The sequence below is a fragment of the Caballeronia calidae genome (assembly GCF_900044055.2).
Lineage (GTDB): Bacteria > Pseudomonadota > Gammaproteobacteria > Burkholderiales > Burkholderiaceae > Caballeronia > Caballeronia calidae.
In genome coordinates, this window is the sequence record NZ_FCOX02000001.1 from 76,669 (window position 1) to 92,354 (window position 15,686).

The 15,686-nt window shown below is 64.6% G+C and carries 15 protein-coding genes; 5 read left to right on the forward strand and 10 right to left on the reverse strand.

The window, feature by feature from the left end:
• Positions 1-174: 174 nt before the first annotated feature.
• From AWB78_RS00385 to AWB78_RS00395, 3 genes are all read left to right on the forward strand, one after another.
• The gene (locus AWB78_RS00385) at positions 175-543 is read left to right on the forward strand and encodes an ElaB/YgaM/YqjD family protein (RefSeq protein ID WP_062601379.1); all 369 of its coding nucleotides are present in this window, start codon (positions 175-177) and stop codon (positions 541-543) included.
• A gap of 247 nt (positions 544-790) precedes the next feature.
• Positions 791-3,481 (forward strand): DNA mismatch repair protein MutS, encoded by a 2,691-nt coding sequence (mutS, locus tag AWB78_RS00390; RefSeq protein ID WP_062601380.1) that lies wholly within the window; start codon positions 791-793, stop codon positions 3,479-3,481.
• A gap of 55 nt (positions 3,482-3,536) precedes the next feature.
• The gene (locus AWB78_RS00395; RefSeq protein WP_063958922.1) at positions 3,537-4,853 is read left to right on the forward strand and encodes a hypothetical protein; all 1,317 of its coding nucleotides are present in this window, start codon (positions 3,537-3,539) and stop codon (positions 4,851-4,853) included.
• A 43-nt stretch (positions 4,854-4,896) separates the two neighbouring features.
• Here the strand turns inward: AWB78_RS00395 and AWB78_RS00400 are convergent, their stop codons facing one another.
• Positions 4,897-5,448, reverse strand: coding sequence for an FKBP-type peptidyl-prolyl cis-trans isomerase (locus AWB78_RS00400; RefSeq protein WP_062601382.1), 552 nt, complete (start codon positions 5,446-5,448; stop codon positions 4,897-4,899).
• Positions 5,449-5,481: 33 nt separating this feature from the next.
• Here AWB78_RS00400 and AWB78_RS00405 point away from each other — a divergent pair, with 33 nt between their 5' ends.
• Positions 5,482-6,720 (forward strand): cupin domain-containing protein, encoded by a 1,239-nt coding sequence (locus tag AWB78_RS00405; RefSeq protein WP_062601383.1) that lies wholly within the window; start codon positions 5,482-5,484, stop codon positions 6,718-6,720.
• Positions 6,721-6,988: 268 nt separating this feature from the next.
• Entirely contained in the window at positions 6,989-7,249 is a 261-nt protein-coding gene (locus tag AWB78_RS48130; protein ID WP_074173366.1) for a hypothetical protein, read from the forward strand.
• A 131-nt stretch (positions 7,250-7,380) separates the two neighbouring features.
• Here AWB78_RS48130 and AWB78_RS00410 read toward each other — a convergent pair whose 3' ends face one another.
• The 9 genes from AWB78_RS00410 to AWB78_RS00450 form a co-directional block, all read right to left on the reverse strand.
• Positions 7,381-8,154 carry an MBL fold metallo-hydrolase gene (locus AWB78_RS00410; protein ID WP_062601384.1) on the reverse strand — a complete coding sequence of 258 codons (774 nt, stop codon included), beginning with the start codon at positions 8,152-8,154 and terminating at the stop codon, positions 7,381-7,383.
• 37 nt (positions 8,155-8,191) lie between these two features.
• Positions 8,192-9,334, reverse strand: a complete 1,143-nt coding sequence (bamC, locus tag AWB78_RS00415) for an NlpB/DapX family lipoprotein (protein WP_062601385.1) — start codon at positions 9,332-9,334, stop codon at positions 8,192-8,194.
• Between the two features lie 182 nt (positions 9,335-9,516).
• Positions 9,517-10,422 carry a 4-hydroxy-tetrahydrodipicolinate synthase gene (gene dapA / locus AWB78_RS00420; protein ID WP_062601386.1) on the reverse strand — a complete coding sequence of 302 codons (906 nt, stop codon included), beginning with the start codon at positions 10,420-10,422 and terminating at the stop codon, positions 9,517-9,519.
• Between the two features lie 63 nt (positions 10,423-10,485).
• Positions 10,486-11,070: a class I SAM-dependent methyltransferase gene (locus AWB78_RS00425; RefSeq protein ID WP_062601387.1), complete on the reverse strand. Its 585-nt coding sequence runs from the start codon at positions 11,068-11,070 to the stop codon at positions 10,486-10,488.
• Complete coding sequence (locus AWB78_RS00430) at positions 11,070-12,272, reverse strand: tryptophan--tRNA ligase (protein ID WP_062601388.1); 1,203 nt, start codon at positions 12,270-12,272, stop codon at positions 11,070-11,072. Before AWB78_RS00430 ends, AWB78_RS00425 begins: the two co-directional genes overlap by 1 nt.
• A 4-nt stretch (positions 12,273-12,276) precedes the next feature.
• On the reverse strand, positions 12,277-12,942 hold the full coding sequence (locus AWB78_RS00435) for a site-2 protease family protein (RefSeq protein WP_062601389.1): 666 nt from the start codon (positions 12,940-12,942) through the stop codon (positions 12,277-12,279).
• 131 nt (positions 12,943-13,073) lie between these two features.
• Positions 13,074-13,703, reverse strand: coding sequence for an L-threonylcarbamoyladenylate synthase (locus AWB78_RS00440; protein ID WP_062601390.1), 630 nt, complete (start codon positions 13,701-13,703; stop codon positions 13,074-13,076).
• Between the two features lie 153 nt (positions 13,704-13,856).
• Positions 13,857-14,687, reverse strand: a complete 831-nt coding sequence (locus tag AWB78_RS00445) for a 3',5'-nucleoside bisphosphate phosphatase (RefSeq protein ID WP_062601391.1) — start codon at positions 14,685-14,687, stop codon at positions 13,857-13,859.
• An 83-nt stretch (positions 14,688-14,770) separates the two neighbouring features.
• On the reverse strand, positions 14,771-15,655 hold the full coding sequence (locus AWB78_RS00450) for an alpha/beta fold hydrolase (protein ID WP_062601392.1): 885 nt from the start codon (positions 15,653-15,655) through the stop codon (positions 14,771-14,773).
• Positions 15,656-15,686: the final 31 nt, after the last annotated feature.

The window sequence follows — 15,686 nt, forward strand, 5'->3', positions numbered from 1 at the left end:
ATACCCCGGCGCCGGCCTACGAGGAAGACAGGGAGGGAACGCGGGCGGCGGGGGCACGGGTCGTAATGTTGTAACCGCGGCAGTAAGCGGCGCGCCGGGCCATCCGCGCAACAAGACGACACGACGCGAGCCCGGCGTCATTCTTCCTCGGCAACGTCAATAAGGAGCAAGGAAATGGGATTGTTCACACGTTCGACGCTCGACAGCAAAATCAATGGCGCAGCCAACCTTGGCGAACGCGCGGTGCGCGGTGCGAGCGACGCGGTCGATTCGGCCAGCGGTCAGTTGCGCAGCCTGCTCGACGATCTGGAAAGTTCGATCCAGAACGCGAAGGACATCGACGCGGACAAACTGCGCAAGGAGCTGCAGTCGAAACTCAAGACCGCGCGTTCGCAGATGAACGGCGCGAGCGGCGCCGTCGCAAGCCGGTTCAACGATGCTGCAGGCTATGCCGACGACTTCGTGCATGACAAGCCGTGGCATACGCTCGGCGCGGTGGCGGGGCTCGCGTTGCTCGTCGGGTATCTCGCCGGGCGCGCGTGACGCGTCCTGACTTCTTAGGCACCGGCCGCCGGAACGGCATCGCGTTCGTTCCGGCGGCGGACGCCGCTCCCGCCGAATCTGCGCGGGCGCGCTCGCCTCGTTGCGCCGGCTGATCGCATTCCATTGGCCATTCGGCCGACTCTGCGCGCATCCCACGACAGGTTAAACTCATGCCCTATCGGCTGATTTGCGGCCGGCGCACGTTGCGTCCGGCCGTTTGATCATTCCGGCTTCCACAGCAGGCAAGATGGGCAATCACACGGCAACTCCCGACACCTCTTCCGACACCGCCCCGCTCGCGGACCTGTCGCAGCACACGCCCATGATGCAGCAGTATCTGCGCATCAAGGCGGAGCATCCCGGCACGCTCGTTTTTTACCGGATGGGCGATTTCTACGAGCTCTTCTTCGACGACGCCGAGAAGGCCGCGCGTCTGCTCGATCTCACGCTCACGCAGCGCGGCGCTTCGGGCGGCAATCCCATCAAGATGGCGGGTGTGCCGCATCACGCGTGCGAGCAATATCTCGCCAAGCTCGTGAAACTCGGCGAGTCGGTTGCGATCTGCGAGCAGATCGGCGATCCGGCTACATCGAAGGGGCCGGTCGAGCGCAAGGTGGTGCGCGTCGTCACGCCGGGCACGCTGACCGATGCCGCCCTGCTCTCCGATAAAAGCGATGTCTACCTTCTCGCGCTCTGCCCCGCGCATAACCGGCGCGGCGTGGTCACGAGCGTCGGCCTCGCGTGGCTCAATCTCGCAAGCGGTGCGCTGCGGCTCGCGGAAGTCGCACCCGGCCAGGTGAGCGCGGCGCTCGAGCGGATTCGTCCGGCGGAAACGCTCATCGCCGATTCGATCACCGATGTTCAGGCATCGCTCGGCGTGGCGAACCCGGGCGCAACGACACGTGTTCCCGCGTGGCACTTCGACGTCGGCTCGGGCACGCAGCGCTTGCGCGAGCAACTCGACGTCGCGAGCCTCGACGGTTTCGGCGCGCAGACGCTCACATGCGCGTGCGGCGCGGCGGGCGCGCTGCTGCTCTATGCCGCCGCGACGCAAGGCCAGCAATTGCGCCACGTGCGCAGCCTGAAGGTCGAGTACGAATCGGAATACATCGGGCTGGATCCGGCCACGCGGCGCAATCTCGAACTGACCGAAACGCTGCGCGGCACCGAATCGCCCACGCTTTTCTCGCTGCTCGACACCTGCTGCACGACGATGGGCAGCCGTCTGTTGCGTCACTGGCTGCATCATCCGCCGCGCGATGCATCGATCGCGCAGGCGCGCCAGCAGGCCATCGGCGCACTGCTCGACGCGCCCACGAGCGGCGGTCTCGACACGCTGCGCGGCGCGTTGCGCAAGATCTCGGATATCGAACGCATCACGGGCCGCCTCGCGCTGTTTTCGGCGCGGCCGCGCGATCTGTCGAGCCTGCGCGACACCTTCGCCGCGCTGCCCGATCTGCGCGCGCTCGTCGCGGGCGTCGCCGCGCAGACGTCGGCGCTGGAGCGCATCACCGCCGCGCTGGAGCCGCCGCACGAGTGCCTCGATCTGCTGACGAGCGCCATCGCGCAAGAGCCCGCCGCGCTGATTCGCGACGGCGGCGTGATCGCGCGCGGCTACGATCCCGATCTCGACGAACTGCGCGATATTTCGGAGAACTGCGATCAGTTCCTGATCGATCTCGAAGCGCGCGAGCGCACGCGCACGGGCATCGCGAACCTGCGCGTCGAGTACAACAAGGTGCACGGCTTCTATATCGAGGTGACGCGCGGACAGACCGACAAGGTCCCCGACGACTATCGCCGCCGTCAGACGCTCAAGAACGCCGAGCGCTACATCACACCCGAGCTGAAAACGTTCGAGGACAAGGCGCTGTCCGCGCAGGAACGCGCGCTCGCCCGCGAACGCGCGCTCTACGATGCACTGCTGCAGAACCTGCTGCCCTTCATCGCCGATTGCCAGCGCGTCGCTGGCGCGCTCGCGGAGCTCGATCTCCTGTGCGCGTTCGCGGAGCGTGCCCGCGCGCTCGACTGGGTCGCGCCGGAATTCACTGCCGATGCGGGCATCGATATCGAGCAGGGCCGGCATCCGGTCGTCGAGGCGCAGGTCGAGCAGTTCATCGCCAATGATTGCTGTCTCAGCCAGGACCGCAAGCTCTTACTCATCACCGGCCCGAACATGGGCGGTAAATCGACCTTCATGCGTCAGACCGCGCTGATCGCGCTGATGGCGCATGTCGGCAGCTACGTGCCCGCGAAGCGCGCGCGCTTCGGCGCGCTCGATCGCATCTTCACGCGCATCGGCGCGGCGGACGATCTCGCAGGCGGCCGGTCTACCTTCATGGTCGAGATGACCGAAGCGGCCGCCATTCTCAACGACGCGAGCGCGTCGAGCCTCGTCTTGATGGACGAGATCGGACGCGGCACCTCGACCTTCGACGGTCTCGCGCTCGCATGGGCCATCGCGCGACATCTGCTCACGCACAACGGCTGCTACACGCTCTTCGCGACGCACTACTTCGAGCTCACGCAATTGCCCGCGGAGTTCGCCCAGGCTGCGAACGTGCACTTGTCGGCGGTCGAGCACGATCATGGCATCGTGTTCCTGCACGCGGTGAGCGAAGGTCCGGCCAATCAGAGTTACGGGCTGCAGGTCGCGCAGCTCGCGGGCGTGCCGTCCGCGGTGATCCGCGCCGCGCGCAAGCATCTCGTGCATCTGGAGCAACAGTCGATCGGCCAGCCCACCGCGCAATTCGATCTGTTCGCGAGTCAGCCGGTTGCGCCTTACGAGGACGAACCGCAAGCGACGGAAACGCCCGAGCATCCCGTCATGGAAAAGCTGCGCGCGCTCGATCCGAACGATCTGCGTCCGCGCGATGCGCTCGATCTGCTCTTCGAACTGCATGAACTGGCGAATAGTCCGCCGGATGCCTCGCGTTGAGCGTGGCGCCGCCGCGCGCGTTTCGCGTGCGTCGCGCCTGAGAAGCGCCGTGAGGATGACGGTCGCGGCCGCGCTCGCGTGCGGCGCCGCCGTTCACGCGCATGCCCAAGGCAATGCGCCGCTCAGCTTCGCCGTGATCTCCGACGCGCTCACGCGCCCCGCCGACGAAGCGCCGGTGCGCCGCATGCTCGATGCGATCGGGCGCGACGGCAACATCGCGTTCATCGTCTACGACGGCAATTTCAAAGGCAGCGCCGAGCCGTGCCGCGACAGCGTCTATCAGTCGCGCCACGACTTGCTGGACGCGTCGCGCACGCCGCTCGTCCTGCTGCTCGGCCAGCACGACTGGGCCGATTGCGGTCTCGCGCACGCGGGCGCCTACGACCCCGTCGAACGGCTCGATTTCGTGCGTCAGCTCTTCTTCATCGATGCCACCGCGCTCGGCCAGACGCCGCTCACGCTCTCGCGCGAAAGCGATGTCGCGCGCTTTCGCACGTTCAGGGAAATCGTGCGCTGGCAGGCGCAAGGCATCGCGTTCATCGGCCTCAACGTGCCGAGTCCGAACAATCACTATCTGACCGCGGGCGGGCGCAATGGCGAATTCGAAGACCGCGCCGTCGCCACGACCTTCTGGCTCGAACATGCGGCGGAATCGGCGCGGCGCAGCGACATGCGCGCGCTCGTCATCCTGCTTCAGGGCGATCCGGATTTTTCGCGCTACGAAAAGCGCGACCGTTTTGCCTGGCTGCGCTTCTCGCATTCGAATCAGCCGCGCGATGGCTTTCTTGAATTGAAGCGCAGCCTCGTGAAATCGGCGGAGCTGTTTCGCGGGCCGGTCATCGTGATTCACGGCACGGATGCGCCCGAGCCCAATGGCTTTCATATCGATCAACCATTGCGCAACGACAAGGGCATGGTCGTCACGAATCTCACGCGCGTGGCGGTCGCGTTCGGGAAGCCGCAGTCGCAATGGCTCGAAGTACAAAGCGATGCGCAATGGCGTCCGCCGTTTCGCCTGCGCGTGCGCGATGTAAAGGAGTCCCGCACGCGCGAACCGGTCGCGCCGGCGCCGGAGACGCCCGCGCAATCGGGCATGCCGTATGTGCCGTACCCTGCTCCGTACCTTGCTCCGTACCCGGCGCCTCAACCTACGCTGCCCGCATCATCGATGCCGCCCGCGATGCCGCGCAACGATCTGCCCGAATCGCTGCCCGCGCCGCCGTCGATGCCGCTGCCGGCCTCCGACCTGCCCCCGATCCTCACACCGCCGCAAGCGCGGCCGCCGATCTATCCGGTGCCCGCGTCGGGCGTGCAGAACGGCGCGCTGCCAGCTGGCAAGAGCGACGACAGGAGCAAGCCGGCCGGACAATAAAAAAGCGCAGCCGCGGCTGCGCTTTTTTCATGGGCCGATGCCTTCAGTGAAGCGTCGGACCTGCGTCCTTGCGCTGTTCGTCGTCATCGTCGTCTTCGTCCTCGTCGACGACGTGCAAGCCGTCAGCGCCATGCGCGTGCTGATGCTCGATCTCGTCGTCGGTCGCCGTGCGGACTTCCTGCACCGACAGCGCGAAACGCAGCGCCATGCCCGCGAGCGGATGATTGCCGTCGAGCACGACTTTGTCCTCGGCGACATCGGTCACGGTGTAGATGAGCGAGTCGATGTCGTCGTCGCCGTCTTCCGGCGTGCCTTCGAACTGCATGCCGACTTCCAGCGGCTCGGGAAAGCGGCTGCGCTCTTCGATCTTCACGAGTTCGGGATCGTATTCGCCGAACGCATCCTGCGGCTCGAGCTGGATGAGCGTTTCATAACCCGCCTCGTGACCGTCGAGCGCTTCCTCGATCTTGGGGAACGTGCCATCATAGCCGCCGTGCAGATAGACCATCGGCTCGTCGCTCTCTTCGATCAGATTGCCTTGCGCATCCGATAGCTTGTACGCGACCGAAACGACAGTGTCTTTCGCAATTTTCATTGGATCCTCCAAGATACAAGCCTCGATTATACGATGCCCAAGCGGCCACAATACGCAACACCTTCCCCCGTTTCCGGCCTTCCCGAGCACGCTCGCGCGCCCTTGCCAGACGAACTCACGCCCTTGTTGGGCAACCGCACGCCGCGACAGTTCATGCGGCGTTACTGGCAGAAAAAGCCGCTTTTGATCCGCCAGGCGATTCCCGGCATCGCGGCCCCGCTACAGCGCGACGAACTCTTCGAACTCGCCGATCTCGATGACGTCGAGTCGCGTCTCATCACACATTTTCGCAATACGTGGAATCTGGAGCACGGCCCGTTCGCACCCGACGAATTGCCTGCGGTCAGAAAGCGCGAATGGACCTTGCTCGTGCAAGGCGTGAACCTGCACGACGACCGCGCGCATGCGCTGATGAACCGGTTCCGTTTCATCCCGGACGCGCGCCTCGACGATCTGATGATCTCGTATGCCACGGATGGCGGCGGCGTCGGACCGCACTTCGACTCTTATGACGTGTTTCTGCTTCAGGTTCATGGCAAGCGCCGCTGGCGCATCGGCGCGCAGCGCGATCTTTCGCTAAAACCCGGACTGCCGTTGAAAGTTTTACAGCACTTCGAGCCCGAGGAAGAATGGGTGCTGGAGCCGGGCGACATGCTCTATCTGCCGCCGCACATCGCGCACGACGGCATCGCCGAGGGCGAATGCATGACGGCATCCATCGGCTTTCGCGCGCCCTCCGCGCACGAGCTCACGGCACAGTTTCTGTATCACCTCGCCGAACGCGCGGACGATGCATCCGACAACGCCCGCGCGAACCCGCGCTATCGCGATCCGGCTCAGGAGCCCGTATCGAATCCGGCCGCGTTGCCCGGCCTTCTGATCGAACGCGTTGGCGCGATCCTTGCGAACGTGGACTGGAACGACAAGGACATCGCCGCGTTTCTGGGCACCTATTTGAGCGAGCCGAAAGCCAGCGTGGTATTCGACGCGCCCGAGCGCGCGCTGAATGAGCAAAAGTTTGTGGCGCAGGCAAAAAAATCTGGCCTGAGACTGGATAGAAAGACTATTTTGCTGTACGACGCACGGTCATATTTCCTAAATGGCGAAGCCGCGTTGTTGTCGTCGAAGTTGAAAAAATGGCTCCCCGAATTGGCCGATACTCGGTGTCTAGAGGCGAAACGCTTTGTAACACTTACAGACGAATCGTCAATGACAGCGCTGCTGCACGAATGGTATCGTGCGGGCTGGATTCGGATGGGCGCTTTGCCTTGACAGGCTTGCCTTCAGGAGACTTCCCGGCACGCTGCGGATGCTAGAATTTTGCTGTTCCGCAATATGAAAGTTTGTATGAGAAAGACAACGCATCGTCCCCTGATTTATCGACGGTCGTTACGAAAGTGCCTATAATTTCCGGCCAAGCCGTAGGAAGTCTCACATAAAAAAGAATTGTGAGTCTCCACAGCGGCCCAGGTCGGTGTTGGAGCACACATTACCGGTACTTTGCGCTGTTGCTTACCTTTAACCATAAAAGGACGTGATCATGAAGAAATCCCTCCTCGTAGCATCCCTGTTGGCTGCTGTTGCTCTGGCTGCATGCAACAAGTCTAGCGAAACGGCTGCTCCGAGCGCTGCAAGCGAAGCGCCGGCAGCTTCGGCTCCGGCTGCTGCTGCTTCGGACGCAAACGCTGCTGCATCGAGCGCTTCGGCCGCTGCAAGCGACGCAGCTTCGGCTGCTGGCGCGGCTTCGGACGCTGCTGCTTCGGCTGCTACCGCAGCTCCGGCATCGGGCGCAAGCCAGTAAGGCGTATCGGCGCCACATCGTGGCGCTACGCCTTGGGCCGCTCCGAGCGGCCCGCCAACGAAAAAACCGGCTCTTTGGGCCGGTTTTTTCATATCTGCTTTGCGCGCAGTTCTTACGTCACGCGCGGCCTGTCACAGCGTGAGCCAGTCGAAGCCTTCCGCCTGAGTCGCGACAACCACGTCGACAGCCGACGCCCCCACGACCGCCGCAAGCGCGGCCTGCGCGAGATGCGGCAGATTGTTTTGCTGACTGAGATGAGCGGCCACGAGATGGCGCAGCCTGGAACGGTCGAGCGACGCGAGTATGGCCGCCGCCGCTTCATTATTCAGGTGTCCGTGAGTCCCGCCGATGCGCGCCTTCAGCGAGGGCGGATAGCGGCTCGCGGCGAGCATCTCGACATCGTGATTGGATTCGAGCACGAGCGCGTCACAGCCGCTCAGCACGCTCGTGATATGCGGCGTCGATACGCCGACATCCGTCAGCACGCCGAGGCGGCACGCGCCGTCGGAGAACACGTATTGCAGGGGCTCGCGGGCATCGTGAGGCACGGTGTACGGCAGCACGCTCAGATCGCCGATGGCGACGCTCTCATCGCCCCATAACACGTTCAGTTCGACGTTGGCTTCATCGGCGCCGATCGCGCGCGCCGTGCCCCAGCTCATGTAGAGCGGAATGGACCATCGGCGCGCGAGCGTCAGCGCGCTGCCGATATGGTCCGTATGCTCGTGCGTGATGACGATGGCGTCGAGGTCTTCGGCACGGCAGTTCAGACGCGCGAGACGGCGCTCGACCTCCTTGCCGGAGAAACCGCAATCGAGCAGCACGCGCGTCGTGGTCGTGCCGCTCGATGCCTCGACGAGCAATGCATTGCCCTCGCTGCCGCTGCCAAGACTGGCGAATCTCACGATGAACTCATGATCGACTGAAGATGACGCGTGTCGCCTAGTTCAACTGAGCATGCAGCAAGGACACGATGCGCTGCGCATCGGACGAGGTGTCCGGCTGACCGTTCGCATCGATCACGCCCACTTGCGTAAGCGAGTCCGCCTTCGGCTTCACGTTGACGAGGAACTGACGCGTCGGCTTCGGCGTGTTGCCCGAGAAGAACTTGCCGAAGAGGCCGTCTTTTTTCAGCTCCGCCATGGAGTCCGAATAATGGACGTAGTAAATGCCCTTGTCGCGATCACGATTGTCGACGGTGAAGTTGGTGCGATCGAGCGCGAGGCCCACGCGCAGCCACGCGCGATCGAACGGCTCGGCGAGATCGAGCGTGGAGCCGCCCGCGCTCTGAGCCACCGCCACCTTCGCGCCCGACGGACGCGCCTGTGCCATCAACTGCTGCGACTGCTTTTCGGTGAGACCGAACTTCTGCATCATCTTCGTGAGCACCGCGGCTTCGAGCTGCGGATTGCGCGGACGCGCTTCCCAGCGCGACGAGGTCTTGTCCTGCCCCGTCAGCACTTCTTCCATCGCGCTGTGCGTGACGGAGATGTCCGTCGAGCCGTTGGATGCGCGGTCCACCTGCGTGCGGAACATGTCGCGCGTGCCCGACGAGTACGCGAAGTCGAGCAGCTTGCCCACGCTGTTGCGGAACCAGTCGTTCGGGATGTTCGCGCGGTTCTCGGCCCAGTCGGTGGCCATGATGCCGGTTTGCGGCGCGTCGGTCTTGAGCGTAAAGCCGTTCTCTTCCCAGAACTCCTTCAGCGGTCCCCAGATCTGATCGGGCGAGCGGCCGTCGACGACGAGCCAGCGGCGGTCGCCGTCGCTCTCGACGTGCATGCCGTACGGGTCCTGCGCGTTCGGCACGCCGAGCGTCGCGTTGCCGGCCGGCGTGACCGCACGCTCCGCGGCGCCGCCGAGCGCGTTGACCTTCGGCGGCGCGGCATAGCGCTGGCTGATGTCCGCGGTGGACAAATCCGACGGCACGCTGAGCGCGGGTGCGGTTTCAGCAGCCTTGTAGTTGACGCGATCCGGCGCGAGCCAGTCGTTGAGCGTATCGCAACCCGCAAGCGCGAAGAGCGCGCTGGCGCCGAGCGACAACACGCTCAGGCGTTTGGCTTGAGTAAGAAGAGCGGAACGTTTCATGAGGTCCTTCTTTGCTGCTGATGACGCATTGCGTCGCGCCGGCCCCGCTCTACCGGAGCGGTTCGGCGAGACGAATGTTGAGGCCAATGAGCGGCGGTTGATGACTGAAGGTGAGGTTCATCTCGATCACTTGCGGCGGCGCGGACTTTCGATTCTTTGGACTCGGGTGCCGCCGCATGTGATCAGGCGAGAAGCCCGGAATCGCGCAACGCGTCACGCACCACGTCGTGATAGCGCGCGTCGAGCGGCGTGAGCGGCAAACGGATGCCGCCTTCCATGCGGCCCAGTTCGGCGAGCGCCCACTTGGCCGGAATCGGATTCGATTCGCAGAAGAGTTGCTTGTGCAGCGACAGGAGCTTCAGATGGATGCGGCGCGCGGTGATGGCGTCGCCTTCCAGCGCGGCGCGGCAAAGCTGGCTCATTTCCTTCGGCGCGACGTTGGCCGTCACCGAGATATTGCCGTGGCCGCCGAGCAGCATCAGCGCGATAGCCGTGGGATCGTCGCCGCTGAAGATCGAGAAATTCGCCGGCGCGTGCTTGATGAGATGCGCCGCGCGGTCGATGTTGCCCGTCGCTTCCTTCACACCGATGATGCCCGGCACGTCGGCGAGGCGCAGGATCGTCTCGTTGCTCATGTCGGCAACAGTGCGGCCCGGCACGTTGTAGAGCAGCACGGGAAGATCGACAGCTTCAGCGATCGCCTTGAAGTGGCGATACATGCCTTCCTGCGTCGGCTTGTTGTAATACGGGACGACCTGGAGCGTGGCGTCCGCGCCGACCTTCTTCGCGTGCTTCGACAGCTCGATGGCTTCCGCGGTCGAATTGCCGCCCGCGCCCGCGATGATCGGGAAACGCTTGGCCGTGTGCTCGACGGCCGTCTGGATCATGAGCATGTGCTCTTCGACCGACAGCGTGGCCGATTCGCCGCTCGTGCCCACCACGACGAGACCGTTCGAGCCTTGCTCGACGTGCCAGTCGATCAGTTTTCGAAACGCCGGCAGATCGAGACTACCGTCCTCGTGCATCGGTGTGACGATGGCAGGAATGCTGCCGCGGATCTGGATGCCGCCGTGTGTTCCGTTTGTCATGAAACTCTATGAATTTAATCGTGAATTTAATCGCAAAAAGCGATATTACGCGATTGTAGCGGATTAGCCGGTCAGCGCGTAACGTGGCGGACCCGGGGGTGTGTTACCAATCGTGAGCGCATTTTCCGCTGACCGCGATACGCGAACCGCGCAAATCCGCTGCACATAGGCAGGACGCGGATCGTCGAGAAATCCGTCCTCGTAAGCAATCACGCGCAGCCGCCCTCTCACGGCTTCCAGCAGTTCGCCGGGTCCCAGCAAAAACGCCGGATTCGACGGCTTGCCGATGCTGCCGTTGCCCGCCGCGAAGGTTTCGTAGATCAGCACGCCGCCGGGCGCGAGCGCGTCGATCAGATGCCCGAACAGCGGCCGATGCAGATAGTTCGTGACGACGACCGCATCGAACGTTCGGTCGTTCGAAAGCGGCCACGGCGCGTTTTCGATATCGGCCGCAAGTGTTTCGATGCCCTCGCCTGGCGGCATCGACGCCAGCGCGTCGGCGTCGCGGTCGACTGCGAGCACGGCGAAGCCGCGGGCGGCGAACCAGCGCGCGTGCCGGCCCCGACCCGATGCCACATCGAGCACCGCGCCGCCGGGCGCCACCAGATGCGCCCAGCGCTCGACCCACCGACTCGGCGCGCCTTCCATCAGTTGTAAGACAGACCCATGGCCTCGCGCACTTCGCGCATCGTCTCGGTGGCGAACTTGCGGGCCTTGTCGCAGCCGTCCGCGACGATCGCGCGCAGCAGCGACGGATCGTCCATGTACTTCTGCGCGCGCTCGAGCATCGGCTGCTGCTCGCGCAGAATGCCTTCGATCACCGGCTGCTTGCACTCCAGACAGCCGATGCCCGCGCTGCGGCAGCCCTTCTGCACCCATTGATGCGTGGCTTCGTCGGTGTAGACCTCGTGCAGCTTCCACACCGGGCACTTGTCCGGATCGCCCGGATCGGTGCGGCGCACGCGCGCCGGGTCGGTCGGCATCTTGCGGACCTTCTGCTCGATGGTCGCCGCGTCCTCGCGCAGGCCGATGGTATTGCCGTAGGACTTCGACATCTTCTGCCCGTCGAGGCCCGGCATGCGCGACGCTTCGGTCAGCAGCACCTGCGGCTCGACGAGGATGATCTTGCGCGAGCCTTCCAGATAGCCGAACAGGCGCTCGCGGTCGCTCATCGACAGGCTTTGCGATTCCTGCAGCATCGCGCGCGCTTGCTCGAGCGCTTCGTCGTCGCCTTCCTGCTGATACGCGACGCGCAACTCGTGATACAGCTTCGAGCGCTTGCCGCCGAGCTTCTTCGCGGCTTCCATCGCCTTCTCTTCGAAACCCGGCTCGCGCCCGTAGAGATAGTTGAAGCGGCGCGCGATCTCGCGCGTCATCTCGACGTGCGGCACCTGATCTTCGCCGACCGGCACGAGCGACGCGCGATACAGCAGGATGTCCGCCGCCATCAGCACCGGATAGCCGAGGAAGCCGTACGTGGAGAGATCCTTCTCCCTCAGCTTCTCGATCTGCTCCTTGTAGGTCGGCACGCGTTCGAGCCAGCCGAGCGGCGTGCCCATGCCGAGCAGCAGCGAAAGCTCGGCGTGCTCCGGCACGCGGCTCTGGATGAAGAGCGTCGCCTGCGCCGGATCGATGCCCGATGCCAGCCAGTCGATGAGCACTTCCCAGACGTTTTTCTCGATGACCTCGGGCGTCTCGTAGTGCGTCGTGAGCGCGTGCCAGTCGACCACGGCGAAGAAGCACGGGTATTCGGACTGCAGCCGCACCCAGTTTTTCAGCACGCCGTGATAGTGGCCGAGGTGCAGCGACCCGGTGGGCCGCATGCCGGAGAAGATACGGTCAGGGAACATGATGTTATGGAAATAGTGAAGCGAGGGGATTCAGAATAGCCGACACCGCCGTATAACCGACGTTCACGAGCGGGCTCAGCCAATAGCGCGTCAGGAAGCCGGTCACGACGAGCGCCATCACGATGAAGAAGCCGTACGGCTCGAGCTTCGAGAACGCGATGGACGCGCGCACCGGCAACAGCGCCATGACGACGCGCCCGCCGTCGAGCGGCGGCAAGGGAAAGAGGTTCAGCACGCCGAGCACGAGATTCACGCCGACGCCCGCGGCGGCCATGCGCGTGACAAACGGCTCGTCGACGTGAAAGGCCGCGAGCAGCACCGCGATCACGCCCCAGACGATCGCCTGCACGAAGTTGCTGCCTGGGCCCGCCGCCGCGACCCACAGGCTGCCCCAGCGCGGATTGCGCAGATTGCCGAACGCCACCGGCACGGGCTTCGCGTAGCCGAACATGAACGCGCCGCTCGTCACGAAATACAGGACGATCGGAATCACGATCGTGCCGATCGGATCGATATGGCGCATCGGATTCATGGAAACACGGCCCAGCACGTAGGCCGTGTTGTCGCCGAGCAGTCGCGCGGCATAGCCATGCGCGGCCTCGTGCAGCGTGATCGCGAAGATCACCGGGAGCGCGTAGACCGCGATGGTTTGTATCAGGGAAGGATCCATAGGACGGTATTGTATCAAGCAGGCAGGCCGGATCAGACGCGCGCAGTGAGGCCGGGCGCGCACGATTTCGCCCCATGATGTGCGAGAACGCTTAATCGGGTCGTATGCCCGTGTGCGCTACTGCGCGGCGCTTACGCCGTGAGCCCGAACGGTTCGAGACTGCCTCTCCCCGCGCGCACGAGCACTGGCTCCCCCGATGAAAGGTCGATCACGGTCGAAGGTTCCGCCGGACACGCGCCGGAATCGATCACGAGCTCGATCTGTTTTTCCAGACGCTCGCGGATGTCCTCAGGATCGTTGAGCGGCTCGGTATCCGGCGGCAGGATCAGCGTCGATGCGAGCAGCGGCTCGCCGAGCGCCTCGAGCAGCGCGAGCGCGATCGCGTGATCGGGCACGCGCAGCCCGATCGTCTTGCGCGACGGATGCGAGAGCCGGCGCGGCACTTCCTTCGTCGCCTGCAGCACGAACACGTACGGCCCCGGCGTCACCGATTTGATCAGCCGGTATTGCTGGTTATCGACCATCGCGAAATTGGACAGCTCGGAGAGATCGCGCACGAGCAGCGACAGCAGCTGCTTGTCGTCGATGCCGCGTATGCGTCGCAGGCGCTCGACCGCGTTCTTGTCGTCGAGATGGCAGCCGAGCGCGTAGCTCGAATCCGTCGGCAGCGCGACAAGCCCCCCGTCCTTGATGATCTGCACGGCCTGGTTGATGAGCCGCGGCTGCGGATTGTCCGGATGAATGCGAAAGAATTGAGACATGGCGACGCCTTGTTGTTTCGATCGTTTTCGCGAAGGTCGGGCGCGGCGCGAACCAGTGCGCGAGCGCGCCTTCACGCATGATGCGTGCGGAAAATCAGCATTGATGCAAAGACCGTGCGCGCGAGGCGAAAGAGGCTCGCGCGCGGGACAGCGCTAAAGCCAGCGCTCCCAGACGGGCGTGAGATCGTCGGGCAGCGGCGGCAGCAGGCCGAGATCGACACGCCCCTCGCCCGCGCCGTGGAAGTCGGAGCCGCGCGACGCCTCGAAACCGTAGCGGCGCGCGACATCGGCGTATTCGCGGTATTGATCGGGCGTGTGGCTGCCCGTGACGACCTCGATCGCGCGGCCGCCGAGCTGGATGAACTCGTCGAAGAGCGCGGCGAACTGGACCGGCGTGTAGTCGTAGCGCCCCGGATGCGCGACGATCGGCTCGCCGCCCGCATCCTTGATCCACTTCATCGCGTCCGCGAGTTTCGCCCACCGATGTCCGACGTAACCCGGCTTGCCTTCGCCAAGATAACGCGCGAAGACGTCGGAGGTGGACTGCGCGTAGCCCGCTTCCACCAGAAAGCGCGCGAAGTGTGTGCGCGAGATCATGTCGGGATCGTCGGTGAAGCGCAGCGCGCCTTCGTAGGCATTCGGAATGCCGACCGCGGCGAGCGCCTCGCCGATGGCGACGCCGCGCGCCGCGCGCCCGTTGCGCGTGGACGCGAGCCCGTTGCGCAGTGCTTCGTTCGCCGGATCGACGTTCATGCCGACGATATGCACCGTACGCGATGCCCACGTCACCGAGATCTCGACGCCGGGCAGATAGCCCATGCCGAGCGCCTCGGCCGCCTGACGCGCTTCGTCCTGCCCGCCCAGCTGATCGTGATCCGTGAGCGACCACAGCGTCACGCCGTTCGCATGCGCGCGCGCCGCGACCTCGGCGGGCGCGAACTGGCCGTCGGACACAGTGGAGTGGCAATGCAGATCGGCGTTCATCATGGGCTCGTGGATATCACTGACATTCTAACTGTATCGGCATGACACGCCGATTATGTAGTCGCTTCGCTCTGGCAGCGCCCTCATGCGCAGAACAACTCGATCAGCGCCGCGATGCGCTCCGGCTGGTCGTGGTGGATCATGTGACCCGCCTCGTCGACGATTTCCTCGCGCCAGTCGGAAAACACGTCGAAGCGCGTCTTGAACTCTGCGACGGGCATCTTCCCCGCGAAGACCGCGAGGGCCGGCGAATCCTTCGCTTCGACGTGCAGCACTGGCGCCTCGACGCGCGCCCATACGGCGCTCACCTCGTCCAGCCGATAAAGCGTGGGTCCGCGCAGCTTGTGCGCCGGATCGGCGAGCAGATGGAAGCGCTCGTCCGCTTCCTTGCGCGACCAGTGCTGCGCGAGATAACGCGCGCGGTCGCGCGCAAGACGCGGATTCGTGCGGATGAGCCGGTCGGCGACTTCGTCGAGGTTCGCGTAGCTGCGCAGCGCGGGCGGCGCGCGCAGATCGTCGAGCCATTGCGCGATGCGCCCCGGAGACTGCGACGCGCGCGCGGCAGCCAGCCCGAAGCCTTCCAGATCGACCACGCGGCGCACACGCTGCGGCCGCACGCCCGCGTATAGCAACGACACGTTCGCGCCCATGCTGTGTCCGACGAGATTCACCTGCGCGCCCGGCGCGTAGTGATCGAGCAGCACGTCGAGATCGCCGAGGTAGTCGGGGAAGTAGTAATGGCCCCCACCCTTTTGAGCGACCGGCCAGTCCGACAGTCCGAAGCCGCGCGCGTCCGGCGCGAGCACTTGCCAGTCGCCGGCGAGCGCATCGACGACGAACTGGAACGACGCGCCGATATCCATCCAGCCGTGCAGCATGAAGAGCATCGGGGCGTCGGGCGAGCCCCAGCGGCGCACGTGCAGACGCACGCTGCGCACATCGACGAACTCGGAGCGCGATTCTTTCATGGTCTCGTCTCGCATCGAATGAAAAAGGATG

Bases quoted from the DNA above. Each gene is read 5' to 3' on its own strand.
- AWB78_RS00430 (WP_062601388.1), bottom strand. From the start codon at position 12,272: ATGTTCCCTGACCGTATCTTCTCCGGCATGCGGCCCACCGGGTCGCTG.
- AWB78_RS00395 (WP_063958922.1), top strand. From the start codon at position 3,537: ATGACGGTCGCGGCCGCGCTCGCGTGCGGCGCCGCCGTTCACGCGCAT.
- AWB78_RS00425 (WP_062601387.1), bottom strand. From the start codon at position 11,070: ATGGAAGGCGCGCCGAGTCGGTGGGTCGAGCGCTGGGCGCATCTGGTG.
- AWB78_RS48130 (WP_074173366.1), top strand. From the start codon at position 6,989: ATGAAGAAATCCCTCCTCGTAGCATCCCTGTTGGCTGCTGTTGCTCTG.
- AWB78_RS00445 (WP_062601391.1), bottom strand. From the start codon at position 14,687: ATGAACGCCGATCTGCATTGCCACTCCACTGTGTCCGACGGCCAGTTC.
- AWB78_RS00385 (WP_062601379.1), top strand. From the start codon at position 175: ATGGGATTGTTCACACGTTCGACGCTCGACAGCAAAATCAATGGCGCA.
- AWB78_RS00400 (WP_062601382.1), bottom strand. From the start codon at position 5,448: ATGAAAATTGCGAAAGACACTGTCGTTTCGGTCGCGTACAAGCTATCG.
- AWB78_RS00450 (WP_062601392.1), bottom strand. From the start codon at position 15,655: ATGAAAGAATCGCGCTCCGAGTTCGTCGATGTGCGCAGCGTGCGTCTG.
- AWB78_RS00405 (WP_062601383.1), top strand. From the start codon at position 5,482: ATGCCCAAGCGGCCACAATACGCAACACCTTCCCCCGTTTCCGGCCTT.
- AWB78_RS00435 (WP_062601389.1), bottom strand. From the start codon at position 12,942: ATGGATCCTTCCCTGATACAAACCATCGCGGTCTACGCGCTCCCGGTG.
- dapA (WP_062601386.1), bottom strand. From the start codon at position 10,422: ATGACAAACGGAACACACGGCGGCATCCAGATCCGCGGCAGCATTCCT.
- bamC (WP_062601385.1), bottom strand. From the start codon at position 9,334: ATGAAACGTTCCGCTCTTCTTACTCAAGCCAAACGCCTGAGCGTGTTG.
- AWB78_RS00440 (WP_062601390.1), bottom strand. From the start codon at position 13,703: ATGTCTCAATTCTTTCGCATTCATCCGGACAATCCGCAGCCGCGGCTC.
- mutS (WP_062601380.1), top strand. From the start codon at position 791: ATGGGCAATCACACGGCAACTCCCGACACCTCTTCCGACACCGCCCCG.